This window comes from Klebsiella sp. PK18 (assembly GCF_057784655.1).
The window spans coordinates 2481421-2502941 of record NZ_CM173493.1; the positions used below are offsets into that span (position 1 = coordinate 2481421).

Sequence of the window (21521 nt, forward strand, 5' to 3'; positions counted from 1 at the left end):
AGCGATTCAATGGCGATGGAAACACAAGACATTATTAAACGCTCCGCGACCAACCCGATAACTCCCGCGCCACGCGCGCGGGACTATAAGGCCGAAGTCGCCAAGCTTATCGATGTCTCCTCCTGCGTAGGCTGTAAAGCCTGCCAGGTGGCCTGTTCCGAGTGGAATGACATTCGCGATGAAGTGGGGCACTGCGTCGGCGTGTACGACAATCCGGCGGATCTTAGCGCTAAATCCTGGACGGTAATGCGCTTTAGCGAGACCGAACAGAACGGCAAGCTGGAATGGCTTATCCGCAAGGATGGCTGTATGCACTGCGAGGAGCCGGGTTGCCTGAAAGCCTGCCCCTCCGCCGGGGCGATTATTCAGTACGCCAACGGCATCGTCGATTTCCAGCAGGAAAACTGCATTGGTTGCGGCTACTGCATTGCCGGGTGTCCGTTTAATATTCCGCGCCTCAATAAAGAGGATAACCGGGTCTATAAATGCACCCTGTGCGTGGACCGGGTCAGCGTCGGTCAGGAACCGGCCTGCGTGAAAACCTGTCCGACCGGCGCGATCCACTTCGGTACGAAGAAAGAGATGCTGGAAGTGGCGCAGGAGCGGGTGGATAAGCTTAAAAAACGCGGTTATGCCAACGCCGGGATCTACAACCCGCAGGGCGTAGGCGGCACCCACGTGATGTACGTCCTGCATCATGCCGACCAGCCGGAGCTGTATCACAAGCTGCCGAAGGAACCGCAGATCGATACCAGTATCAGTCTGTGGAAGGGGGCGCTGAAACCGCTGGCGGCGGCGGGCTTTATCGCCACCTTCGCCGGGCTTATCTACCACTACATCGGTATCGGGCCGAACAAGGAAATTGATGACGACGAGGAGGAGCATGATGAGTAAATCGAAGATGATTGTGCGCACGACGTTTATCGATCGCGCCTGTCACTGGACGGTGGTTATCTGTTTCTTCCTCGTGGCGCTGTCGGGGATTTCATTTTTTTTCCCGACGCTACAATGGTTGACGGAAACCTTCGGCACCCCGCAGATGGGGCGTATCCTGCACCCGTTCTTTGGGGTGCTGATTTTTGTCGCGCTGATGTTTATGTTTGTGCGTTTTGTCCACCACAATATTCCAGATAAACAGGATATCCCCTGGCTGAAAGGTATCGTGGAGGTGCTGAAAGGCAACGAACATAAGGTCGCGCGCGTCGGGAAATATAACGCCGGGCAGAAGATGATGTTCTGGACCATTATGAGCATGATTTTCGTGCTGCTGGTGACCGGGGTGATTATCTGGCGGCCCTATTTCGCGGCATATTTCCCGATGCAGGTGATTCGCTATAGCCTGCTGATTCATGCGACGTCGGCGATTATCCTGATCCACGCGATCCTCATCCATATGTATATGGCATTCTGGGTGAAAGGGTCGATTAAAGGCATGATCGAAGGCAAGGTGAGCCGCCGTTGGGCGAAGAAACATCACCCGCGCTGGTATCGCGATGTCGAACGCCTGGAAGCGATCAAAGAGAGTCGCGAAGGGATGAAGTAAGCCTTCACGGCGCAAAACCCGCTCCGGAGATGTCGGAGCGGGTTCCCGGCAGTCAGCAGTTCGTGATAAGTGTATCGATTGAATCGATAACGCCCTGGCGCGCATGACTCAGATTGCAGACGAAATCCTGTGGCTGGATCCGTTTATTATTTAAGTTACTGATCATTGGCGTACAAAGTAAAAAGCTGTCAAATTCTATATTTATCCTTGGTACGACATGCTGATGCCAGCGTGGTAACTGTTGTGTTCGCATTAAAGGAATAATGACTCTCGTGGCCAGGTCTGCATAATAATCATTCTGCACGATCATATAATACGGCAGGGTTTTATTTGTCTGAGCAGAACAATTTCGATAAACATTGAATTGTTCAAGCATCATAGTACCCTGAAAAATTCATCATCAGTAAGAGTGCCTCCTTTTGCAATAAATTCATTCATTGCGGCAATGAATTCCTTGTGCTGTCGCTGTTTATCTGCTTCTCGTAAATCCTTACCCGGCTGTGCTGACGCCTTCTGGACGGGTACGTCAGTGGGTCTTTTACGTAGCGTATTACTTTTCATCATCGGCTCCTTGCGGTTGGTTCTGTGATTATTCACTTTACTCACTAAAAAATAAATCCCAGCAGCAACTTTAATGTTTATTTTGCGAGGCCGCTTCCAGAGGAAAGTAATAGCCTGAAATATTCATGGTTGTGGTAATAAACCTGGCGCTGGTATTAACCAGCGCGGCGAAGAATAATCAGAACTTCTCGGGAATAAAGCGGAAGGGGAAATTGGTCTGTTTCATTTTGCCAATTTTGCGCTTCGGCAGCGTCACATGCTCTACCGGTAGAGCTTCATAGGGGATCTGCGACAGCAGATGGGTGATGATATTCAGACGTACGCGCTTTTTATCCTCCGAGCGGGCGACGAACCACGGCGCCCAGGCGGTATCGGTGGCGGCGAACATGGCGTCGCGGGCGGCGGTATATTCATCCCAGCGGTTGAAAGACTTAATGTCCATCGGCGAGAGCTTCCAGATTTTACGACCATCGTCGATGCGATCCCGCAGGCGGCGCTCCTGCTCCTGCGGTGAGACCTCCAGCCAGTACTTGAGCAGAATAATGCCCGATTCGACCATGCCGCGCTCCACCATCGGCGCGCCGTCGAGAAACTTCTGCACCTCCTCCGGGGTGCAAAAGCCCATCACCCGTTCGACGCCGGCGCGGTTGTACCAGCTGCGATCGAAAATCACAATCTCGCCAGCCGCCGGAAGGTGCTTGATATAGCGCTGAAAATAGAGCTGGCTTTTCTCACGCTCGGTGGGTGAGGGCAAGGCGACGACCCGGAAGATACGCGGGCTGACGCGCTCGGTGATCGCCTTAATGGTGCCGCCTTTGCCGGCGCCGTCCCGGCCTTCAAAGACGATGCACACCTTCAGCCCTTTATGCACCACCCAGCGCTGCAGTTTCACCAGCTCAACATGGAGTTTGCGCAACGCCTTCTCATACGCTTTATTGTCGAGCGGGGCGGTCTTCACCGCCGCGTCGACCGGATTACCGTTTTTCTTATTACCCATCGCCATGCTCCGTGTTGCCGAGGTATCCCTTTGAAGTGTAATCCTTCGCCGGCGAGGCGGTGGAAAATATTCGTGCAGGGGACGGGCTAGCTGGCGTTCCCCGCCGCAATGACTTCCAGCCCTACCCGCTGCCCCCATGACAGCTCCAGGGTGTTACCGTCCGGGTCGGCAAAGAAGGCGAAGTATCCCACCGGATCGCCCAGCTGTTCCGGTTCCCGCCGCAAAACGCCTTCCCGCCGCGCCTGAGCGACCTTCTCGTCGATCTCCGCCTGGGTGGCGCAGGCGACACCGAGATGGCCGAACGGGCCCAGCGGTGTGTCGGCCGGATCGTCACTCTGTACCAGCACCAGAGCGAAGGGCCGGGTGCGATCGCTGAGCCACGCCACCTTACGCGCCGAGGGCAAGCCGGGCTCGCGCTGGTGAATGACGGTCATCGCGGTATAGCGGGTATAAAAATCAATGCTGCTGGCCAGACAGCGGACGGTAAAGGCGACATGGGTAAAACCGACATCAACAGTTTGCATCGATGATTCTCCAGAGGTGAATGATGGGAAGACTTTACAACCTCAAGTTAAGTTGAGATCAATTGGGCGTTTATCGCTTTGAGCCCACTGATTTTAATAGGGGAGGGTCATTGCTAAGCCACGCCGTCGCCGGCTCGATGATGGCCGGCCGTGCGGGCGGCGAGCATGAACGAATCAGGCCGTTGTATGGAGGAAACTGCCGTCGGGCGTTTTTAGCTGGTGTGTCGGGGCGGGATGGTCAATAATGCCGGCCGTCTCTCAATACCCCTATAAGATGTATGAAAAAAACGATTTTTTCACTGGCGCTGGGCACCTTCGGACTCGGCATGGCGGAATTTGGCATTATGGGCGTGCTGCCGGATATGGCGCACGATGTCGGGATGTCGATCCCCGCCGCCGGCAATATGATTGCCTGGTATGCCTTCGGTGTGGTGATCGGTGCGCCGATCATGGCGCTGCTCTCCAGCCGGTTTTCGTTGAAATCGGTGATGCTGTTTCTCGCTGCCCTGTGTATTCTCGGCAATACCCTGTTTACCCTCTCCAGTAGCTACGCCATGCTGGCGCTTGGCCGCCTGGTTTCCGGTTTTCCTCACGGGGCGTTCTTTGGCGTCGGCGCGATTATCCTGTCGAAAATCGCGCCGCCGGGGAAGGTGACCGCCGCGGTGGCGGGGATGATCGGCGGGATGACGGTGGCTAACCTGGTGGGGGTCCCCGGCGGCACCTGGCTTGGGCATCACTTCAACTGGCGCTATACCTTTGCCCTTATCGCCGTGTTTAATGTCGCCGTGTTGATGACTATTTTCTGCTGGGTGCCCACCCTCTATGATCGCACCAGCACCCGACTGCGCGAGCAGTTCCGTTTTCTGGCCTCCCCGGCGCCGTGGCTGATTTTTGCCGCCACCATGTTTGGCAATGCCGGCGTGTTTGCCTGGTTCAGCTATATCAAGCCCTTTATGATCAACGTCTCCGGCTTTGCCGAAAGCAGGATGATGCTGATTATGATGCTGGCGGGGCTGGGAATGGTGGTCGGCAATCTGTTCAGCGGCAAAATTTCCGGGCGCTTCAGCCCGCTGCGCATTGCGGCCATGACCGACGGGGTCATTGCCGTGACGCTGCTGCTGATCTTTGCCTTCGGTGAGCATAAAGTCGCTTCGCTGACTCTGGCGTTTATCTGCTGCGCGGGACTATTCGCCCTGTCGGCGCCGCTGCAGATCCTGCTGCTGCAGAACGCCAAAGGCGGCGAGATGCTGGGGGCGGCAGGAGGGCAGATTGCCTTCAACCTCGGCAGCGCCATCGGCGCCTTCTGCGGCGGGATGATGATTGCCCAGGGCTTTGGCTGGAACAGCGTGGCGCTTCCTGCCGCCACGCTGTCGTTTCTGGCGATGAGCGCCTTGCTCATCTATGGCTGCCATCAGCGCCGACAAGCTTGCTAACGACGCTTACTCACGCCAGGGTTCGCCAAGGGTCAGCATCAGCCGGTTGGCCCAGGCGAAAAAGGCCGCCGACTGCAGCAGATCCAGCTGGGCCAGGGTATCTAAACCCTGCTCATCAAGCGCCGCCAGATGGCGGGCATTCAGCCCCGGCGGCGTCACCGACAGCGCAGCGGCGGCGTCGATTTCCGCCTGCCAGCGCGGCGACTGGCCGTCACTCAAATTCTCCCCCGGCGTCACCGCCAGCAGCGTGTCGACAGCGGTCTCGTCCTTCGCCAGTTGCGCCGCTTTACGGGCATGCACCGAGGCGCAGTAGATACAGCCGTTGATTTTGCTGGTCACCGTGGCGGCCAGCTCGCGTTCGGCGCGCGGCAATCCCCCGGGGGTATAGAAAATGCCTTTATCGGTCAGGGTCCGCTGCTCCAGCACCGGCTGATTGCGCGCCAGCAGGCGAAAGTAGGGGGAGTCGCTATGGCCATATTTGGCCAGAATCGCCTGTTCTTCAGCGCTGAATTCCGCCAGCGGTTTATCGGCCAGCCAGGGTTCCCAGTGCAGCTCGTCGCGGGTGAAGCGAACCGGGGCCGCTTTGCCGCTCTGGGTGTGCGGTGTGGTATGCCAGTATCCGGCGACCAGCGGCGTATCGGCGCTGACAATGGGCTTATGGTTCAGCGCCCGCAGGCCCAGCAGCAGTCGGCTCTGGAAGCTGACAAAGGCCACCAGTTGCGCCAGAGTGACGATGCCCCGCAGGCTCCAGCCCGCGCCGGTTAAGGTGTGCAGCGCGCCGGGGGTGGCTTCGACGGGGGTGAAGGTGAGCAGGCGGGCAAAGGCCAGCGCCGGGACCAGACGATCGGTGGTTGGATCGGCGAGCCCGAAACCGGCATAGTGCGCCGCCAGCGCGTCCGCCTGGTGCAGTTTCGCCACCTTCGCGGCCACCGCGAAGCGTTCATCAAGAGGAAAGTCAGCGTCCTGCTGGCGGAACAGCACTTCATAACTTCCCTGGGCGTGACGGGTGGCGGCATCGCGTACGGCGCGCGCCTGGTCGAGCGGGGAACCGGGGGCAATCTCCGCCAGTTCGGCCAGAATATCCTGACTCAGCGTCATGGTGACTCCTTATCTGATGTGGGGGGCAATATGCTGAGCGATCAGCTCAATGGAACGCAGCGTATCCCGGTGCGAAGGCTCCACCGAGTGCACCTGAAACGAAATATCGGTGGCGCGGGCCAGCACGCTGTCCTGCGCCAGGGAGGCAATAACATGCTCAGGATCGCCGACGTGGGCATCCAGTTGTTGTAGATAGTCGGTGACACTGTCACCTTCTATCGTATGACCCGCCGCCCGGTGCTGTGTCGCCTGCTTGCGCAGACCGGGCTCGGCGATCTGCAGGGCGTGGGCGTGACTGTCGGCGACGAAGGCGGTGCGCGAGGCGAGGATCCGCGGTGCAACGCCGTCCGGCAGCGCCGCCAGGTAGGCGTCGATGATCGGGTTCTGAATGGCGTCCAGCGGCAGACGTGGCTCGCCGGGGGGCCGTGGCTGGGTGCGCGACAGCATCAGGCCGTGTCCCGCCTGACCGGAGCGGATGGCGCCCTCCGCCGAGAAGGTGGCGATCCAGATACGCTCCGCCAACTGCGGTGCGGGCGGATAGAGACGGTTGCCCGGGTGGCTCAGCGTGTCGCCGCGCCAGGCGCTATGGATCAGGTGCAGATGGTCGGCAAACACCGCCCCGCGCTGCTCGCTGGTCAGGCCGAAGGGCAGAAACGACGTTGGCGTGCCGCCGGAGCCAAACCCCACCTCCAGACGCCCGTCGGTGAGTAAATCCAGTACCGCCGCGTCTTCGGCGACGCGCAGCGGATTTTCCATCGGCAGAGTGATAATCGCCGTGCCGAGACGGATCCGGTCGGTCTGTGCCGCCACGTGGGCGAGAAACACCAGCGGCGATGGCAGGCCGCCTTCCTGTTCATGAAAATGGTGCTGGGCAATCCATGCGCTGTCGAAGCCCAAACGCTCCGCGTGGCGGATCTGTTCGGCCGCCAGCCGGTAGCGCGTTTGCGCGGAGCCCTGATCGAGCAGACGGGTAAAAAAGCCGAGGCGTTTAGGCATTATGCGTTCTCCGTGTGGGCCTGTGCTAAGCGGGGTGAAACCTGGGGAATGGCGGCGATCAGTTCGCGAGTGTAGGCCTGCTGCGGAGTGGCGAACAGGCGGTCAACGTCGCCATGCTCCACCACCTGGCCGGCGCGCAGTACCGTGACGCTGTCGGCAATCCGCCTGACCGTCGCCAGATCGTGGGTAATGAACAGGTAGCTCAGACCCAGCTGCTGCTGTAACTGCTGCAGCAGGGCGAGGATCTGCGCCTGAACGGTGACGTCGAGCGCCGAGGTCGCTTCGTCAAGGACCAGTATCGCCGGCTCGAGGATCAGCGCCCGGGCAATCGCCACCCGCTGCCGCTGGCCGCCGGAGAGCTCCCGCGGCGTACGCGACAGCAGCTCCGGGGCCAGCGCCACCCGCGCGGCGACGGTCTCCACGCGCAGGCGACGCGCCGACGCGCTGAGGCGCTCAAAGTTCTTTAACGGCTCTTCGATAATCGCAAACAGCGTCTGGCGCGGGTCGAGCGAGGCGAAGGGGTTCTGGTAGACAAACTGGATTTTCCGCCGCAGCTGACGCTGCGCCTCGCGGCTGAGATGCCCGGCGTCGATACCGTCGATGGTCACCTGTCCGGCATCGGCGCGCTCAAAGCCCAGCAGGATCCGCGCCAGGGTAGTTTTCCCGGAGCCGGATTCGCCCACCAGCGCATGGGTGGTGCCGCGTCTGACCTCAAAACTGACGCTGTCGAGCGCCTGCAGCGCCTGTTTGCCCAGCGAGAAACGTTTACTGATCCCCTCCACGCGAATGGCCGGCGTGGCCAGCGGTCGGTGACGAGCCGCCGTCAGCCCCAACGGCGCATCCTGCAGGTCGTGGAGCAGCTGGCGGGTGTAAGGGTGTTGCGGACGCTGGACAATCGTCTCGGTGGCGCCCTGTTCCTGAATCTCTCCCTGACGAAACACCATGATCCGGTCGGCGCGTTCTGCGGCCAGCGCCAGATCGTGGGTGACAAACAGCACGGCGGTACCCGACTCGCGACGCAGGATATCGAGCAGGTCGAGAATGCGCTTCTGCACCGTGACGTCGAGAGCGCTGGTGGGCTCGTCGGCAATAATCAGATCCGGCTGCAGGGCAATGGCGATGGCGATGGCGATCAGCACCCGCTGTTTCATCCCACCAGACAGCTGATGCGGATACTGGTCAAAACGCTGTTCCGGGTGGCTGAGACCGACTTTAGTGAGCAGGTTAAGGACCTGCTGTCGGCGCTCAGCGGCGGAGAGGGACTGATGCAGCCGCAGGATCTCTTCCACCTGCTGGCCAATGGTTTTTACCGGATTGAGCGAATTACCGGGATCCTGCGGGACCAGGCTGATGCTCACTCCGCGCAGGCGGTTAAGGCGTTTTGCCGACCAGTCGCTAATCACTTCGCCATTGAGGATAATCTGCCCGGCATCCCGGCGGGCATTATCCGCCAGCAGGCCGATTATGGCCTGCGCGGTGGTGGTTTTCCCCGAGCCGGATTCTCCGACGAAGGCCAGCATTTCGCCACGCTGGATGGAAAAACTCACGTTGTGCACCACCTCGCGCCATTCGCCCCGCGAGCGGTAGCTGATGCGCAGATCTTCAACGGACAGAACGTTCATGGGCGTACTCCACTCCACTGGCGGCTAAGACGATTGGCGGCAAGGACCACGGCGACCACGGCGAGGCCGGGGAAGGTGGTCAGCCACCAGGCGGTCGACAGGTAGTTGCGACCTTCGGCGATCAATAATCCCCACTCCGGGACCGGCGGCGGGGTGCCGTAGCCGAGGAAGCTGAGGGTGGCCAGGGCCAACATCGCCTGTCCGAACTGCAGCGTCGCGAAAGCAAGCACCGCAGTGAGCGAGTTGGGCAGAATATGGCGCCAGAAGACGGCGAAAAAGGTGCCGCCGCTGCCCCGGGCCGCCTCGACGTAATCGCTGTGGCGCACGCGCACGACCTCCGCCCGCGCCAGGCGTGCGAAGCTGGCGATAGCCGCCACGCCAACCGCCACCGCCGCATTCACCGTGCCGAAACCAAGCAGAATAATTACCGTGAGCTGCAGCAGCAGGGAGGGGATGGCCAGCAGGACATCGACCAGGCGCATGATCGTGGATTCAACACGTCCGGTCAGCGCCCCGGCGAGCGTACCAAGGGCGGTACCTACCACCAGGCCGATGGCGACGGCGATCAGCGCCGCCGACAGGGAATGTACCGCGCCGTAAACCACCCGCGTCCACAGGTCGCGCCCCAGCTGGTCGGTACCCAGCCAGTAGTGCGCTTGCGGCGCCAGGCGCTGAGCGCCGGGGATCCCTTCCAGCGGGTTAGCGGAGGTAAACCACTGCGGGGCGAGGGCCATTAACAGCGCAGTGATCATCACCGCCCACGCCAGCCACAGGCCAGGCTGCAGACGCACCCTGCGCCATTCCGGGCGGCGGCGAACCGCGATGGCATAATCGACCAGGCTCATTTCGCACCTCCGGCCTGTAAATGGAGTCGGGGATCCAGTCGCGGCATGACCAGGTCGACAAGCAGGTTTATCAGGACGAAACCGAGGGCGGAGATCATCACCACTGCCTGCAGCACGGCGATATCCTGGTTATTGACCGCCTGCTGGGTCAGTTGGCCGAGGCCGCTGCGGCCGAAGACGGTCTCAGTGATCAGCGCCCCGGCAATCAGCTCACCCAGCAGCAGCCCGGCAATATTCAGCGCCGGCAGCAGGGCATTACCCATCACATGGTGCCAGAGGACGCCGGTCTCGCTCATTCCCTTGGCGCGGGCGACCGCGACGAAGGGCTGAACCGCCACCTGATCCATGCTGCGCATCAGGATCTGCGCCAGCGGGGCCGAAATGGGCAGCGCGACGGCGATAACCGGTAAAATCAGCCCTTCCAGTGGGCCGGGGTTGATCACCGGGATCCAGCGCAGCTGAAACGAGAAGAGCTGGATCAGGGCGATACCCAGCCAAAAAGTCGGCAGAGAGATAAACAGCACCGGCAGCGACTGCAGGAGGTTACTCAGCCAGCGCAGCCCCGGCAGACGCGAGGCGAAGGCGAGGGCGAACGCCAGCGCCACGGCCAGCAGAAAGGCCGGCAGCGCGAGGCTTAAGGTATCCGGCAGGTTGCTGGCAATCAGACTACTGACCGCCAGCCCCGCCTGCAGAGAATAGCCGAAGTCGCCGTGCAGCATCGCCAGCAGCGTGTGCAGGTACTGGCGCCACAGCGGGCTATCGGCGCCGTAGGCCAGTCGCATGTCGGCGATTTGCGCCGGGCTCAGGCCAAGATCCGGATTCTGAAACTTGATCAGCACCGCATCTCCCGGCAGCACCTGCAGCAGGAAAAAAGTGAGGGTAAATGCCGCCCACAGGACCAGCAGCCCCTGGCCGAACCGTCGCAGAAGATAAGCGCTCATACCCGGCCTCTTAGTGCTTGTCCAGCCACGCGCCGTAGAACGACGGACGACCGACGGCCTCGAAGCTGACGCCTTTGACCCACGGCGCGCCGGCGAATACCTGCGGCTCTTCGAAAATGGGGATCACATAGGCGTTATCGATCAGATAGCGCTGGGCGTCACCGGTTAACTGCAAGCGCTGCTGCGGCTCTACCGCCGCGGAGATGCCGGTCAGCAGGTCATTGAGCTTATCATCGCGGAAATGCTGCACTTTATCGCTGGAGCCGCCTTTCTGCAGCAGCGCATCGCGGTTGTTGGGGAAGAACATACTTTTCACCACATCCGGGTCGGCGCGGCCCACTTCTGAGACGGTGAGCGGGGTTTTCTGCGGGTCAAGATTGTCCAGCGTACGGCTACCGGCATCCCCGGCTTTGACGGTCAACGCCACACCTACCTGGCGCCACTGCTGGGCGATCAGCTGCAGCACTTCCTTATTCTGCGGCTGCGGCAGCGACTCATAGACCGTCAGCGCCAGCCGCTGGCCGTCTTTACTGCGAATACCGTCGGCGTCGGGCTTCCAGCCGGCGTCGTCCAGCAACTGTCGGGCTTTGGCCTGGTCGAAGGTCAGTTTATCGCTCAGATTGACATAGCCGGCGGCGGAGCTGGCCAGTACGGAGGTCGCTTGCGGGTAGTTAGCGGAGAATAGCGTCTCCACCACCTGTTTGGCGTTGGTGGCATGGAGCAGGGCCTGGCGCACCCGCAGATCGGCGACCAGTGGGTTATCCGGGCGGAAGCTCAGGCTGTCGTTGACCCCGCGGGTAGGGGCGGCGTAGACCTTAAATCCCTGATCGGTCGCCTGCTTTTCATCGTAGGCCTGCACCTGGCGAATAAAGCCCGCCTGGCCCGCCAGCAGCGCGCCGATGCGCACACTGTCTTCCGGAGTCACAATATAGGTGATCCCGTCGAGGTTAGCGGGCCCCTGCTGGGCACTGTTTTTCGGCCCCCACTGATAATCCTTGCGCGCCACCAGCGTCAGCTCGCGGCCTGGCTTTTCATCCTGCACCACAAAGGGCCCGGAGCCGATAATATGCCGGGCATCGCCCAGCTCTTCAAAATTGCGCTGCAGGGTGCTGAGTGATACCAGACCGGAGCCGATGGTGGCGGTTCCCTGCAGGAAGCCCGGCGACGGTTTGTTGAAGTAAAATTTCACCGTCAGCGGGTCGATCACTTCGCTGCGCTGGTAGTTATTGATGACCTCCGAGACGGGCAGGCGATGGGCTTTATCTCCCAGACCATAGGTGTCGAAGTTTTTAGCCACGGCGGCGGCGTCAAGCGGCGTGCCGTCCGAGAAGGTGACCCCTTTGCGCAGGTGGAAAGTGTACTCGGTTTTATCGGCATTGCTGGTCCAGCTCTCGGCAATCCACGGCTCAATCTCCAGCGTTTTCGGGTTCTGCCAGGTGAGCTTGTCGGTTATCTGATTGAGAATACCGCCATTCGGATAAAAGCCGCCGGCGGGCGGATAGAGATTGGTGTGCGGTTGCTGCTCCAGATAAATTAAGGTGCCGCCTTTAACCGGCGTGTCGGCGGCCCAGACGGAAAAGGCGCCGGAGAGAAACAGGGCGGCCAGCGCGGGCAGGCGAAAATGACGATGCATGGTGAATTCCTTTGTTATCTATTGTGTTGCCATCATCGGGCGCGGCTAAAAACAAAGGAACCAAGGAATTGCGCTAAGCATTTGCGGAAATTGGATTTACTTCGCGAGTGGGAAGCGTGGGGCAAGCGCCTCTCCCGGGCGGGAGAGGCGTTGGTGATTAGCTGCGCAGATCGATAACCATACGGCCGCGGATCTGACCCTGCTCCATCTCTTTAAAGATGGCGTTGATATCTTCCAGCGGGCGCAGGGTGACTTTCGGCACCACTTTGCCTTCGGCGGCAAACTGGAAGGCTTCCACCAGATCCTGACGAGTACCGACCAGCGAACCGACTACCTCGATGCCGTCGAGCACCAGACGTGGAATATCGAGGCTCATCGCCTCCGGCGGCAGGCCCACCGCGACCACGCGGCCACCGGCACGAACGGCATCTACCGCCGAGTTAAAGGCCGCTTTGGCCACCGCGGTCACTACGGCAGCATGCGCGCCGCCGGTTTTTTCCTGAATCACTTTCGCCGCATCTTCATTACGGGAGTTGATGGTCAGATCGGCGCCCATTGAGGCCGCCAGCTCCAGCTGCCCGTCATTGACGTCAATAGCGATCACTTTGGCGTTAAAGACATTCTTCGCATACTGCAGCGCCAGGTTGCCCAGCCCGCCGAGACCGTAGATAGCGATCCACTGACCCGGTTTGATGTGAGAGACCTTGACCGCTTTGTAGGTAGTGACGCCCGCGCAGGTGATACTGCTGGCGGCGGCGGAGTCGAGGCCGTCCGGGACTTTTACCGCGTAGTTGGCGGTGACGATGCACTCTTCCGCCATGCCGCCGTCGACGGTATAGCCGGCGTTTTTCACCGAGCGGCACAGCGTCTCATTGCCGCTGTTACAGTAATCGCAGTGGCCGCAGCCTTCGAAGAACCACGCTACGCTGGCGCGATCGCCTGGCTTCAGGGAGGTGACGCCCGGTCCGACTTTTTGCACCACCCCGATCCCTTCATGGCCGAGAATGACGCCGGTTTTATCGCCAAAATCGCCGTTTTTCACGTGCAGGTCCGTATGACACACGCCGCAGCATTCCATTTTCAACAACGCTTCACCGTATTCCAGCGGGCGCAGCGTTTTTTCCGTGACGTTAACCTGATGGTCGTGGGTAACAACAGCAGCCTTCATGCCTGTCTCCTTGTGAGGGGATTGTTTAATTTTATTAATGCAATAGTACCCAATAAGGATTAGACGCGATGGAGAAAAATACAAGGCGCTTTAGTACAGGATGTGGTTTTTTGCTACAGCGGTAGCACAAAATTCAGGCAATACCTCTAATTTTGGTAGGTAATAATAGCGTCACTGAATGGTCATGTTTTCTTCATCACCCAACTCTATCGTTTTGCGCATCAATTTCTTATAACAACAGAGTGATACAACAATGCATCTGGTAAAAACCATCCTCACTGCCGGTCTGTTTCTGTCCGCCGCCGCGCAGGCGCAGAACGTACTGGAATTCCCCCAGCCGGAAAACAACCCGGAAGAATTTTACGCCGTCACCGAGATCCCGGCAGGGGGCATTATTAAGTATGAAACCGACGCCAAAACGGGGTTTATCATCGCCGACCGCTTTCAGTCGATGCCGGTGGCTTACCCGGCGAACTACGGCTCGCTGACCCAGTCGCTGGCCGGAGATGGGGACCCGCTGGACGTGGTGTTTTACACTCGCGCGCCGATGACGCCGGGTACACTGATTAAGCTGCGGCCGATCGGTGTCCTTAAGATGATAGACGGCGGTGAGAAAGACGACAAAATCATCGCCGTGCCGGCCAGTAAAATTGACCCAACCTATGACGACATCAAGACCATCACCGATCTGCCGAAAATCGAGCAGCAGCGGCTGGAGGCCTTCTTCCGGGTCTATAAAGAACTGCCGGAGGGGCGTAAAAAGGTTGAGCTGGCCGGTTTTAACGATGCCGCCGCTGCGAAGCAGGAGATCAAATCGGCCTGGGAGGCCTGGAAAGCGCAGAACCCGCAATAATATTCATCGCGGGCGCTGTCCGGCGCCCGCGGTATTCGCTCTCACGCCCCCCTGTGGCGGCGAAATCACAGGTCACACGGCAACGCTTATCTCACCATATTGCATCTTGACGCAGGATGAAGATGATGGTTGTATTGTACAACCATTTCATGTTTCGGACCCGCTGCCATGCCTGACACCCCCTTAATCCAACAGATTCGTACCGCCTCGCGGTTAATGGTACGCGAGCTGGGCTTTATGAGCACCACGCTGGCCGCCACCCATTATTCACCTTCGGCGGTGCACACCCTGCTTGAGGTATCGATGAGGGGGGAGATGACGGCCGCGCAGCTGGTCACGTTGCTGGGACTGGAAAAATCAAGCGTCAGCCGGATGGTCTCTCGTCTGCTGGCGGCCGGTGAGCTGGAGGAGCGTCCTTGCGCGGAGGATGCGCGCGCGAAATCACTCGCCCTGACGGCAAAGGGGCACGATACGGTGGCGAAAATTAACGCCTGGGGTACCCGCCAGGTGGTGGAGGCGTTAGACCATCTGGATGAGACGCAGCAGCACACTGTCGCCACTGGACTGGCGGCCTATGCCCGGGCGCTGGCGCAGTGTCGGGATAGCGCGCTCGCGGATACGGCTCCGCAAATTTCGCTGATGACCGGCTATCAGCCGGGGATGATCGGCCGGATTGCCCAGATGCACGGGGAGTATTACGCCCGTCATCATGACTTTGGCGCTTTTTTTGAAGGCAAGGTCGCCAGCGGCGTAGCGGAATTTGCCACCCGGCTTTCCTCCCCGGCCAACCAGATCTGGCTGGCGATCCGCGAAGGGAAAATCGTCGGCTCGCTGGCTATCGATGGCGAGGACCTCGGCCAGCAGGAGGCGCATCTGCGCTGGTTTATTCTCGACGACAGCTGCCGGGGAAGCGGCATCGGCAGGCGTCTGCTCAGCGAGGCGATGACTTTCTGCGATAGTCGCCAGTTTAGCGCGGTGCAGCTGTGGACCTTTAAAGGGCTGGACGCGGCCCGCAAACTGTATGAATCCTTTGGCTTCACGTTAACCCGCGAATGGCAGGGAGAGCAGTGGGGAAAGGTAATGACCGAGCAGCAATTTACCCGGTCCGGAAACACCGGCTAAGGGCGTGACGCCTTAGCCGGTGGGGGGAACATGGAGATTACGCCAGCTGGTTAAGCAGGCGGTTAATCTCCTCTCGCCACTGCGCCTGCAGTGACGGCTTTTGATGTTTTGGCTTGCGGGCCATGTCGTCAGCCAGCCATTGCTCCAGGTCAATCAGCCGCGCCAGCAGCGCCTCCTCATCATCGTCAGCCCCGGCGGGCGTACTCTGCAAAGCGAGTCGACTGTCCGGGGCGGGCGCCACGGCCTGCAGACGGGCATAGACCTCCTCCAGGCTGTGCCATTCCGTTAACCCGGCGTTGTCGATCAGCCAGAAGCGGTTACAGCTTTCGCTAATCAGCTGGCGGTCATGACTGACCAGCAGCACGCCGCCGGGGTAATCGCGCAGGGTCTGCGCCAGCGCCGCTTTACCCTCCATATCAAGATGGTTGGTGGGTTCATCCAGCAGCAGCAGACTGTAGCGCGCCAGTGAGAGGCCAACAAACAGTAGCCGCGACCGCTCGCCGCCGCTGAGGGTGCTGACCTTCTGGCTATGTCTCGCCCAGCCAAACCCGGCGGCGATCAGCGCCCGTTTACGGGTGTCGGCCGACGGGGCGAACGGCGTCAGCGCGTCGAGCAGGCTGGCATCGTCCGGTAACTGCTCCAGCGTCTGGTCATAGTAGCCGGGGTGCAGCCGGGGATGCAGGCGCAGCCCCGGGAGTGGCGATGCGTCGTTCATCTGCTGCCACAGCAGGCGCAGCAGGGACGATTTACCGCCGCCGTTGCGTCCCATGATGGCCACGCGATCGCCACTGCGCAGGCGCGCCACGCCGGTGGTGAAGAGGGATGGCAGGCCCGGCGCGGGCGCGACGGGCAGGGTGTCCATCTCCAGCAGGCGGTCAGCCGGCAGGGCGTCCCCCTGCAATGACAGACGCCACGGCGGGCCGACGCTGAGCTCGGTTTGCTCGTCTTTCAGGCGGGCGACCTGCTTCTCCATCTGTTTGGCTTTGCGGGCGAGGTCTTCGTTGTCATAGACGCGACCCCAGGTGGCCAGGCGCCGGGCGCTGGCGCTGACCCGGTCGATCTCCTTTTGCTCGGCCTTATGGCGCAGCGCGGCACTTTCATCCTGCTCCTGCAGTGCCTGACGGGCAGCGCTGCAGGGCAAGGCGAAGCTGTGCAGCGTCTGGTCGCGGAGGATCCAGCTGGCATTAGTTACAGCATCCAGTAAGGTGTTGTCGTGTGACACCAGCACGAAGCTCCCCTGCCAGGTTTGCAGGAAGCTTTCCAGCCACAGCAGGGTCGGCAGATCGAGATGGTTGCCGGGCTCATCCAACAGCAGCAGGTCAGGCTGGCGGATCAGCGCCCGCGCCAGCAGCAGGCGCGTGTGCTGGCCACCGCTCAGGGTAGTGGTTTGCTGCTCCATCACCGCCGGGGTAAAGCCCATCTGCGCCAGCAGGCGTTCGGCCAGCCAGCGCTGCGCTTCCCGTACATCAGCGGGTAACGGGGCCAGTACTGCCTGCAACAGCGACTGCGAACGCAGCGCCTCCGGCAGATGCTGTTCAACGCGGGCCATCAGACACTGACCGGCGAGTGAGACGCTGCCCGAGGTGGGCGCGAGGGTGCCGTCCAGCACCTGCAACAGGGTGCTTTTGCCGCAACCGTTATGGCCGATGAGACCGATACGGTCGCCTTTCTTCAGGGTGAAGGAGAGGGTGTTAAACAGCGGCCCAAAGGCAGTCTCCACGTGGAGCGCATGGGCAGTTAGTAATGTACTCATAGTCAACTTACTCAAGAGTTACAGGCATGCAAATGCCTCGTCAAAACTCGCTGACGATAACCCGGTAAGCCGGAGAGAAGGGATTGCGTGAAGTGTCTTCGCTCAAGCCATAGTTATCGCAGCACGATACCGATAACGCTTGAGCTGGCGCAATTGCCTAATGCATGTGAAACAATAAACATTTCACAATACAGCATGGGGGGCCTCCTTTTTTATTCAGTCAGTGGGTGGGTGCTGGCAGTGTAGTGGGGAAAGGCTAGCGACGCCAGTGACAAAACTGGCAGGGGGTCCCCGCCAGTTTTCACCTGCGCCGTCTTTGTCTACGATGCCGGGTTGGCGCAGAGGGCTTATGTGTTTGCCAGAACATGGTTGCAGAACCATTTTTTTGCTGGCTCATTTACGGTGCCTCCACAGGGACGGTGGCGATCGGGCGGGCAATCATGATTGCCGTTTCACTGAGCGCATTCAGATCGCTTACCTGAGTACACTGGCGGGCCATGACCTGCGGATCGGCGTCCGGAAACCAGCCCTCATTGAATGACAGGGTGTAAAACTGGCTATACCGCTTGACTTCACAGCGCCAGGCGCGGCCAAGATTGTTTCTGTCGATAAGCCAGCGGGGATCTTTCGCTTCAACAAAAATTTCATATTTAGAGGGTTGAGTGACATGTCGATCTGAATTCGTTTTGCTCCAGAAAATGGCAGTGTAAGAAATGTTGTGTTTACCGTACTGAATACTGGCATCTCGTCCGGGGGTAACCTCCGGATGGAGGAAAATAAATATCCCGGCGGCAATCAGTACCATCAGCGGTAATATAGGATGCTGTATCGGCCGCCAGGGGATTTTACGTACCGCCAGCAGCCAGACCAGGGTAATAATAAACACGTAGAGCAGGGCGAAGAAAAATTTACTCGGTTCATAGATGACGACATCCACCAGATCGCCGGTGGCGGGCTGATACTGTTCCGCCCGCGGGGTGAGCATCCACATATCACCGCTGAAGAGGCACATTCCGGTGATGATGGCGATACCGCCGATAAGAAACAAGACAATACGGATCAGAATCGCATTCGCTTTATTCGCGCCAGGGGTTAATTTTAGCATTTCACATTCCGTTGTGAGGGGGTGAGAAACAACTATTTTGCACAGCGGAGGGCGTGCGGCAAATGCTATCCGTTTTATATTTTTACGATGAATGAATATGGGCGAAAAAGATGTTTCTGTGGCGGGAGATATTATTCTGACGTTATTAATAACCGGGCCGATATGTCGACCCGGTGAGCGTGATTAAATCGAGGTGCGGCGATAATTGCGATATTCCGGCAGCCAGAAATTATCGCTAATGGCCTGCAGCAGCGCTTCAGCGGAGGTTTTCACCGCCACGCCTTGCTCCTGCGCCACCTTGCCGACCGCGAAGGCAATTGCCCGTGAGACGGTCTGGATATCCTTCAGCTCCGGCAGCACCGGACCTTCGCCGTTGTTCACCAGCGGCGAGTGTTTCGCCAGGGTTTCACTGGCGGCCATCAGCATCTCGTCGGTGACCCGCGACGCGCCGGAAGCAATCACCCCCAGACCAATGCCCGGGAAGATATAAGAGTTATTGCATTGCGCGATGGCGTACTGCTTGCCTTTCAGGGTGACCGGGGCAAACGGGCTGCCAGTGGCGACCAGCGCCTCGCCGTCGGTCCAGCTCAGGATATTCTGCGGCGTCGCTTCCACCCGTGAGGTCGGGTTAGAGAGCGGCATCACGATTGGCCGCGGGCAGTGCTTGTGCATCTCGCGGATAATCTCTTCCGTGAACAGCCCCGGCTGACCCGAGACGCCGATCAGAATGTTCGGCTTCACGTTACGCACTACGTCCAGCAGGGACAGCACATCGTTAGTGGTATCCCAGCCCTGCAGATGCTCACGCTTCTGCACCAGCTTGTTCTGGAACGGCAGCAGATTAGGCATGCCGTCGGTTAACAGGCCGAAGCGGTCAACCATGAACACGCGCTGGCGGGCCTCTTCTTCGCTAACGCCTTCGCGGACGATCTGGGCGATAATCTGCTCGGCGATGCCGCAGCCGGCGGAACCCGCGCCGAGGAAGACGATTTTCTGCTCGCTGAGCTGGCTACCGGCGCCGCGGCTGGCGGCGATCAGCGTCCCGACGGTGACCGCCGCGGTGCCCTGAATATCGTCATTAAATGAACAGATTTCATTGCGATAGCGGTTGAGCAGCGGCATGGCGTTCTTCTGCGCAAAGTCTTCAAACTGCAGCAGGACGTCCGGCCAGCGGGCCTTAATCGCCTGGATCACGTCGTCAACGAACTGATAATACTCGTCGTCGGTAATGCGCGGATGGCGCCAGCCCATATACAGCGGATCGTCGAGCAGCTGCTGGTTGTTTGTTCCGACATCCAGCACGATGGGCAGGGTATAAGCCGGGCTGATGCCGCCGCAGGTGGTGTACAGCGACAGCTTGCCGATCGGGATCCCCATCCCGCCGATCCCCTGGTCGCCGAGGCCGAGAATACGCTCGCCATCGGTGACCACAATCACTTTCACGTTATGGTTCGGGACGTTCTGCAGGATGTCGTCAAGGTTATGGCGATTCTGGTAAGAGATGAAGACGCCGCGGGCGCGACGGTAAATCTCGGAGAAACGTTCGCAGGCGGCGCCCACCGTCGGGGTATAGATAACCGGCATCATCTCTTCGAGATGGTTGCCGATCAGGCGATAAAACAGGGTTTCGTTGGTGTCCTGGATGTTACGCAGGTAGATGTGTTTGTCGATTTCAGTTTTGAATCCCTGATACTGGATCCAGGCGCGTTCCGCTTGCTCTTCGATGGTTTCAACCACTTCCGGCAGCAGGCCAAGAAGGTTGAAATTGCTGCGCTCTTCCAGACTGAAGGCGCTGCCCTTGTTGAGGAGGGGGAATTCAAGCAGAACGGGACCCGCGTAAGGGATGTACAGGGAACGGTTTTTCTTATGAGTAAATTGCATCGCACTAACTCCTTGATCATGACCACAGTCCCGGCGCGGCGATAAGCGAGGGCGGGTGGAAAGCAGCGGGCAGAGTATAGAGCAGATGGTCGTCAAGCGGGTAAACAAGCAATCAATTGCCATAAAAAAACACCATCCTGGCAACAGGACGGTGTTGTTTATCATCACTCAGACTGAAAATTAACCACCGCGGCGTTTGCGGCCGGTAGCATGGATGTGGTTGAGGGTGGTTTCTTCATCGCCTTCCAGCACCACTTTTTTCTGCTGGGAAAGCTTATAGTTCAGACCGAGAAGATGACGTGCCTGATGGTTCGATTTCATTCTGACTCCTTTATCCTGTTCTGGTTTCAAGGGCAAACCCGGTGGTGACCGGATGAAATGTAACCCAAAGTCGGCCGCACGTTTTTTGTGCGACCTCAGCTAGGGTGGTCCATTTTCAGGGCAATAGCAACCTTCGCGCGCCAGATTAAGAACAGTCTCCCTCACGCGCCGCCGGGATCACCACTTCATCTCGCCGGTATTAACTTTGGCGCTTAACTCCAGCGAGCTGGTCTCCGCCAGGCCCGGCCACTGCGTCTCCATGGCCTTGATCACCCCGGCCGAATCCTGATGCGTCTTCAGCGCTTGCTCAAACTGCTGGAGATACGTTTTTGTGAAGCGCACCGCGCTGTCTCCCTCCGGTGGGGTGCCGAGGTAATGACCAGGGATCACCCGCTGCGGGTGCAGGGCGATCATCTGGTCCAGCGTGTGGCGCCATTGCTGGCGACTGGCCGGCGTCTGGGTGTCGGCGGTCCAGAGATGCATGCCCCACGCCACGCCTGTGCCGCCGAGGATCGTTTTGTTCGCCCGGATCCAGACGAACGCCGCGTAGTCATGCGGCTGCATAATGGTTACTTTCTCGCCGTCGATGGTAAAGCTGTTGGCCTTCAGCGCCTGCGGAACGTACACCTGTGTCGGCGCGCCATCTTTCATTTGCGGGCCCCAGTACGCCAGTTTGGCCGCTTTGGTGGCTTCAATATGTTTGACGACCTCCGGCGTGGCGACCACTTCCGCCTGCGGGAAGGCTTTCATCAGCGGTTCAAGACCAAAATAGAAATCCGGATCGCCAGAGGTGATCACAATCCGCGTGAGCGGCTTGCCGTTTTTCTTGATCATGTCTACCAGCTTTTCGCCGTCTTTGACGCTGAACTGCGCGTCAAACAGCACTGCTTCGTGCGGGCCGGAAACGAGAGTGGAGTTAACGGCAAAGATGCCCTTTTCCTGCGGATTGTAGGTTTGCAGCGTCAGAGGCGCCGCGAAGATCGAACCGCTGAACAGGGCGGTGGCAACAGCAAGAGCAGATAATTTCATGATGTGTTCTCAGTAACAGGTGAATGCGTTCCATTGTACGGATTTCGCTATTTGATAGAATTCCTGAAATAAGAGATGCTGAGTTTCATAAATCGT

General features: G+C 59.4%; 22 protein-coding genes. 6 read left to right on the forward strand and 16 right to left on the reverse strand.

The genetic code is table 11. From position 1 onward, the window contains the following. Positions 1–9: 9 nt before the first annotated feature. Positions 10–894 (forward strand): formate dehydrogenase subunit beta, encoded by an 885-nt coding sequence (fdxH, locus tag AC3EMD_RS12100; protein ID WP_047666612.1) that lies wholly within the window; start codon positions 10–12, stop codon positions 892–894. After that, complete coding sequence (gene fdnI / locus AC3EMD_RS12105; RefSeq protein ID WP_044613065.1) at positions 887–1543, forward strand: formate dehydrogenase-N subunit gamma; 657 nt, start codon at positions 887–889, stop codon at positions 1541–1543. The genes fdxH and fdnI overlap by 8 nt, the downstream gene beginning before the upstream one ends. A 52-nt stretch (positions 1544–1595) precedes the next feature. Here fdnI and AC3EMD_RS12110 read toward each other — a convergent pair whose 3' ends face one another. The 4 genes from AC3EMD_RS12110 to AC3EMD_RS12125 all read right to left on the reverse strand — a co-directional run bounded on the left by AC3EMD_RS12110 (position 1596) and on the right by AC3EMD_RS12125 (position 3625). After that, the gene (locus AC3EMD_RS12110; RefSeq protein WP_023322693.1) at positions 1596–1922 is read right to left on the reverse strand and encodes a CcdB family protein; all 327 of its coding nucleotides are present in this window, start codon (positions 1920–1922) and stop codon (positions 1596–1598) included. Beyond that, positions 1919–2104 (reverse strand): hypothetical protein, encoded by a 186-nt coding sequence (locus tag AC3EMD_RS12115; RefSeq protein ID WP_025711567.1) that lies wholly within the window; start codon positions 2102–2104, stop codon positions 1919–1921. The genes AC3EMD_RS12110 and AC3EMD_RS12115 overlap by 4 nt, the downstream gene beginning before the upstream one ends. Before the next feature lie 178 nt (positions 2105–2282). Continuing rightward, positions 2283–3101, reverse strand: coding sequence for a polyphosphate kinase 2 (gene ppk2 / locus AC3EMD_RS12120; protein WP_012541603.1), 819 nt, complete (start codon positions 3099–3101; stop codon positions 2283–2285). 86 nt (positions 3102–3187) lie between these two features. Then, positions 3188–3625: a VOC family protein gene (locus tag AC3EMD_RS12125; protein ID WP_012968112.1), complete on the reverse strand. Its 438-nt coding sequence runs from the start codon at positions 3623–3625 to the stop codon at positions 3188–3190. Positions 3626–3903: 278 nt separating this feature from the next. On the opposite strand from AC3EMD_RS12125, the gene araJ reads away from it, so the two are divergent. Then, positions 3904–5058 carry an MFS transporter AraJ gene (araJ, locus tag AC3EMD_RS12130; RefSeq protein ID WP_100630545.1) on the forward strand — a complete coding sequence of 385 codons (1155 nt, stop codon included), beginning with the start codon at positions 3904–3906 and terminating at the stop codon, positions 5056–5058. A 6-nt stretch (positions 5059–5064) separates the two neighbouring features. Here araJ and AC3EMD_RS12135 read toward each other — a convergent pair whose 3' ends face one another. From AC3EMD_RS12135 to adhP, 7 genes are all read right to left on the reverse strand, one after another. Beyond that, on the reverse strand, positions 5065–6156 hold the full coding sequence (locus AC3EMD_RS12135; protein ID WP_040968563.1) for an alkylhydroperoxidase domain protein: 1092 nt from the start codon (positions 6154–6156) through the stop codon (positions 5065–5067). A gap of 9 nt (positions 6157–6165) precedes the next feature. Then, positions 6166–7152: a putative FMN-dependent luciferase-like monooxygenase gene (locus AC3EMD_RS12140; protein ID WP_302074115.1), complete on the reverse strand. Its 987-nt coding sequence runs from the start codon at positions 7150–7152 to the stop codon at positions 6166–6168. Next, positions 7152–8774: a dipeptide ABC transporter ATP-binding protein gene (locus AC3EMD_RS12145; protein WP_302074116.1), complete on the reverse strand. Its 1623-nt coding sequence runs from the start codon at positions 8772–8774 to the stop codon at positions 7152–7154. Before AC3EMD_RS12145 ends, AC3EMD_RS12140 begins: the two co-directional genes overlap by 1 nt. Then, positions 8771–9619: an ABC transporter permease gene (locus AC3EMD_RS12150; protein WP_023297686.1), complete on the reverse strand. Its 849-nt coding sequence runs from the start codon at positions 9617–9619 to the stop codon at positions 8771–8773. The genes AC3EMD_RS12145 and AC3EMD_RS12150 overlap by 4 nt, the downstream gene beginning before the upstream one ends. Further along, the gene (locus tag AC3EMD_RS12155) at positions 9616–10560 is read right to left on the reverse strand and encodes an ABC transporter permease (RefSeq protein WP_049009687.1); all 945 of its coding nucleotides are present in this window, start codon (positions 10558–10560) and stop codon (positions 9616–9618) included. The genes AC3EMD_RS12150 and AC3EMD_RS12155 overlap by 4 nt, the downstream gene beginning before the upstream one ends. A gap of 10 nt (positions 10561–10570) precedes the next feature. Then, the gene (locus AC3EMD_RS12160) at positions 10571–12193 is read right to left on the reverse strand and encodes a TIGR04028 family ABC transporter substrate-binding protein (RefSeq protein WP_016161128.1); all 1623 of its coding nucleotides are present in this window, start codon (positions 12191–12193) and stop codon (positions 10571–10573) included. A 157-nt stretch (positions 12194–12350) separates the two neighbouring features. Further along, a complete protein-coding gene (adhP, locus tag AC3EMD_RS12165; protein ID WP_002906221.1) occupies positions 12351–13361 on the reverse strand; it encodes an alcohol dehydrogenase AdhP in 1011 nt (336 codons plus the stop codon). Positions 13362–13614: 253 nt separating this feature from the next. Between adhP and AC3EMD_RS12170 the strand changes: the two genes are divergently transcribed. Both AC3EMD_RS12170 and AC3EMD_RS12175 read left to right on the forward strand, forming a co-directional pair. Beyond that, positions 13615–14214: an inorganic diphosphatase gene (locus AC3EMD_RS12170; protein ID WP_022066397.1), complete on the forward strand. Its 600-nt coding sequence runs from the start codon at positions 13615–13617 to the stop codon at positions 14212–14214. Positions 14215–14382: 168 nt separating this feature from the next. Further along, entirely contained in the window at positions 14383–15336 is a 954-nt protein-coding gene (locus AC3EMD_RS12175) for a helix-turn-helix domain-containing GNAT family N-acetyltransferase (protein ID WP_016161126.1), read from the forward strand. A gap of 37 nt (positions 15337–15373) precedes the next feature. Here AC3EMD_RS12175 and AC3EMD_RS12180 read toward each other — a convergent pair whose 3' ends face one another. From AC3EMD_RS12180 to AC3EMD_RS12190, 3 genes are all read right to left on the reverse strand, one after another. Beyond that, a complete protein-coding gene (locus AC3EMD_RS12180) occupies positions 15374–17089 on the reverse strand; it encodes an ABC-F family ATP-binding cassette domain-containing protein (protein ID WP_012968120.1) in 1716 nt (571 codons plus the stop codon). A 397-nt stretch (positions 17090–17486) separates the two neighbouring features. Further along, on the reverse strand, positions 17487–18194 hold the full coding sequence (locus tag AC3EMD_RS12185; RefSeq protein WP_302074117.1) for a glycosyl transferase: 708 nt from the start codon (positions 18192–18194) through the stop codon (positions 17487–17489). Positions 18195–18377: 183 nt separating this feature from the next. Beyond that, entirely contained in the window at positions 18378–20075 is a 1698-nt protein-coding gene (locus tag AC3EMD_RS12190) for an NAD-dependent malic enzyme (protein WP_008804752.1), read from the reverse strand. 55 nt (positions 20076–20130) lie between these two features. Between AC3EMD_RS12190 and AC3EMD_RS12195 the strand changes: the two genes are divergently transcribed. Further along, positions 20131–20259 carry a hypothetical protein gene (locus AC3EMD_RS12195; protein WP_046619973.1) on the forward strand — a complete coding sequence of 43 codons (129 nt, stop codon included), beginning with the start codon at positions 20131–20133 and terminating at the stop codon, positions 20257–20259. Here AC3EMD_RS12195 and sra read toward each other — a convergent pair. Beyond that, positions 20256–20396, reverse strand: a complete 141-nt coding sequence (sra, locus tag AC3EMD_RS12200; RefSeq protein ID WP_012541615.1) for a stationary-phase-induced ribosome-associated protein — start codon at positions 20394–20396, stop codon at positions 20256–20258. The genes AC3EMD_RS12195 and sra overlap by 4 nt on opposite strands. A 177-nt stretch (positions 20397–20573) precedes the next feature. Next, positions 20574–21425 (reverse strand): Vmh family MBL fold metallo-hydrolase, encoded by an 852-nt coding sequence (locus AC3EMD_RS12205; protein ID WP_012968122.1) that lies wholly within the window; start codon positions 21423–21425, stop codon positions 20574–20576. Positions 21426–21521 lie beyond the last annotated feature (96 nt).

Bases quoted from the DNA above. Each gene is read 5' to 3' on its own strand.
- fdxH (WP_047666612.1), top strand. From the start codon at position 10: ATGGCGATGGAAACACAAGACATTATTAAACGCTCCGCGACCAACCCG.
- fdnI (WP_044613065.1), top strand. From the start codon at position 887: ATGAGTAAATCGAAGATGATTGTGCGCACGACGTTTATCGATCGCGCC.
- AC3EMD_RS12110 (WP_023322693.1), bottom strand. From the start codon at position 1,922: ATGATGCTTGAACAATTCAATGTTTATCGAAATTGTTCTGCTCAGACA.
- AC3EMD_RS12115 (WP_025711567.1), bottom strand. From the start codon at position 2,104: ATGAAAAGTAATACGCTACGTAAAAGACCCACTGACGTACCCGTCCAG.
- ppk2 (WP_012541603.1), bottom strand. From the start codon at position 3,101: ATGGGTAATAAGAAAAACGGTAATCCGGTCGACGCGGCGGTGAAGACC.
- AC3EMD_RS12125 (WP_012968112.1), bottom strand. From the start codon at position 3,625: ATGCAAACTGTTGATGTCGGTTTTACCCATGTCGCCTTTACCGTCCGC.
- araJ (WP_100630545.1), top strand. From the start codon at position 3,904: ATGAAAAAAACGATTTTTTCACTGGCGCTGGGCACCTTCGGACTCGGC.
- AC3EMD_RS12135 (WP_040968563.1), bottom strand. From the start codon at position 6,156: ATGACGCTGAGTCAGGATATTCTGGCCGAACTGGCGGAGATTGCCCCC.
- AC3EMD_RS12140 (WP_302074115.1), bottom strand. From the start codon at position 7,152: ATGCCTAAACGCCTCGGCTTTTTTACCCGTCTGCTCGATCAGGGCTCC.
- AC3EMD_RS12145 (WP_302074116.1), bottom strand. From the start codon at position 8,774: ATGAACGTTCTGTCCGTTGAAGATCTGCGCATCAGCTACCGCTCGCGG.
- AC3EMD_RS12150 (WP_023297686.1), bottom strand. From the start codon at position 9,619: ATGAGCCTGGTCGATTATGCCATCGCGGTTCGCCGCCGCCCGGAATGG.
- AC3EMD_RS12155 (WP_049009687.1), bottom strand. From the start codon at position 10,560: ATGAGCGCTTATCTTCTGCGACGGTTCGGCCAGGGGCTGCTGGTCCTG.
- AC3EMD_RS12160 (WP_016161128.1), bottom strand. From the start codon at position 12,193: ATGCATCGTCATTTTCGCCTGCCCGCGCTGGCCGCCCTGTTTCTCTCC.
- adhP (WP_002906221.1), bottom strand. From the start codon at position 13,361: ATGAAGGCTGCTGTTGTTACCCACGACCATCAGGTTAACGTCACGGAA.
- AC3EMD_RS12170 (WP_022066397.1), top strand. From the start codon at position 13,615: ATGCATCTGGTAAAAACCATCCTCACTGCCGGTCTGTTTCTGTCCGCC.
- AC3EMD_RS12175 (WP_016161126.1), top strand. From the start codon at position 14,383: ATGCCTGACACCCCCTTAATCCAACAGATTCGTACCGCCTCGCGGTTA.
- AC3EMD_RS12180 (WP_012968120.1), bottom strand. From the start codon at position 17,089: ATGAGTACATTACTAACTGCCCATGCGCTCCACGTGGAGACTGCCTTT.
- AC3EMD_RS12185 (WP_302074117.1), bottom strand. From the start codon at position 18,194: ATGCTAAAATTAACCCCTGGCGCGAATAAAGCGAATGCGATTCTGATC.
- AC3EMD_RS12190 (WP_008804752.1), bottom strand. From the start codon at position 20,075: ATGCAATTTACTCATAAGAAAAACCGTTCCCTGTACATCCCTTACGCG.
- sra (WP_012541615.1), bottom strand. From the start codon at position 20,396: ATGAAATCGAACCATCAGGCACGTCATCTTCTCGGTCTGAACTATAAG.
- AC3EMD_RS12205 (WP_012968122.1), bottom strand. From the start codon at position 21,425: ATGAAATTATCTGCTCTTGCTGTTGCCACCGCCCTGTTCAGCGGTTCG.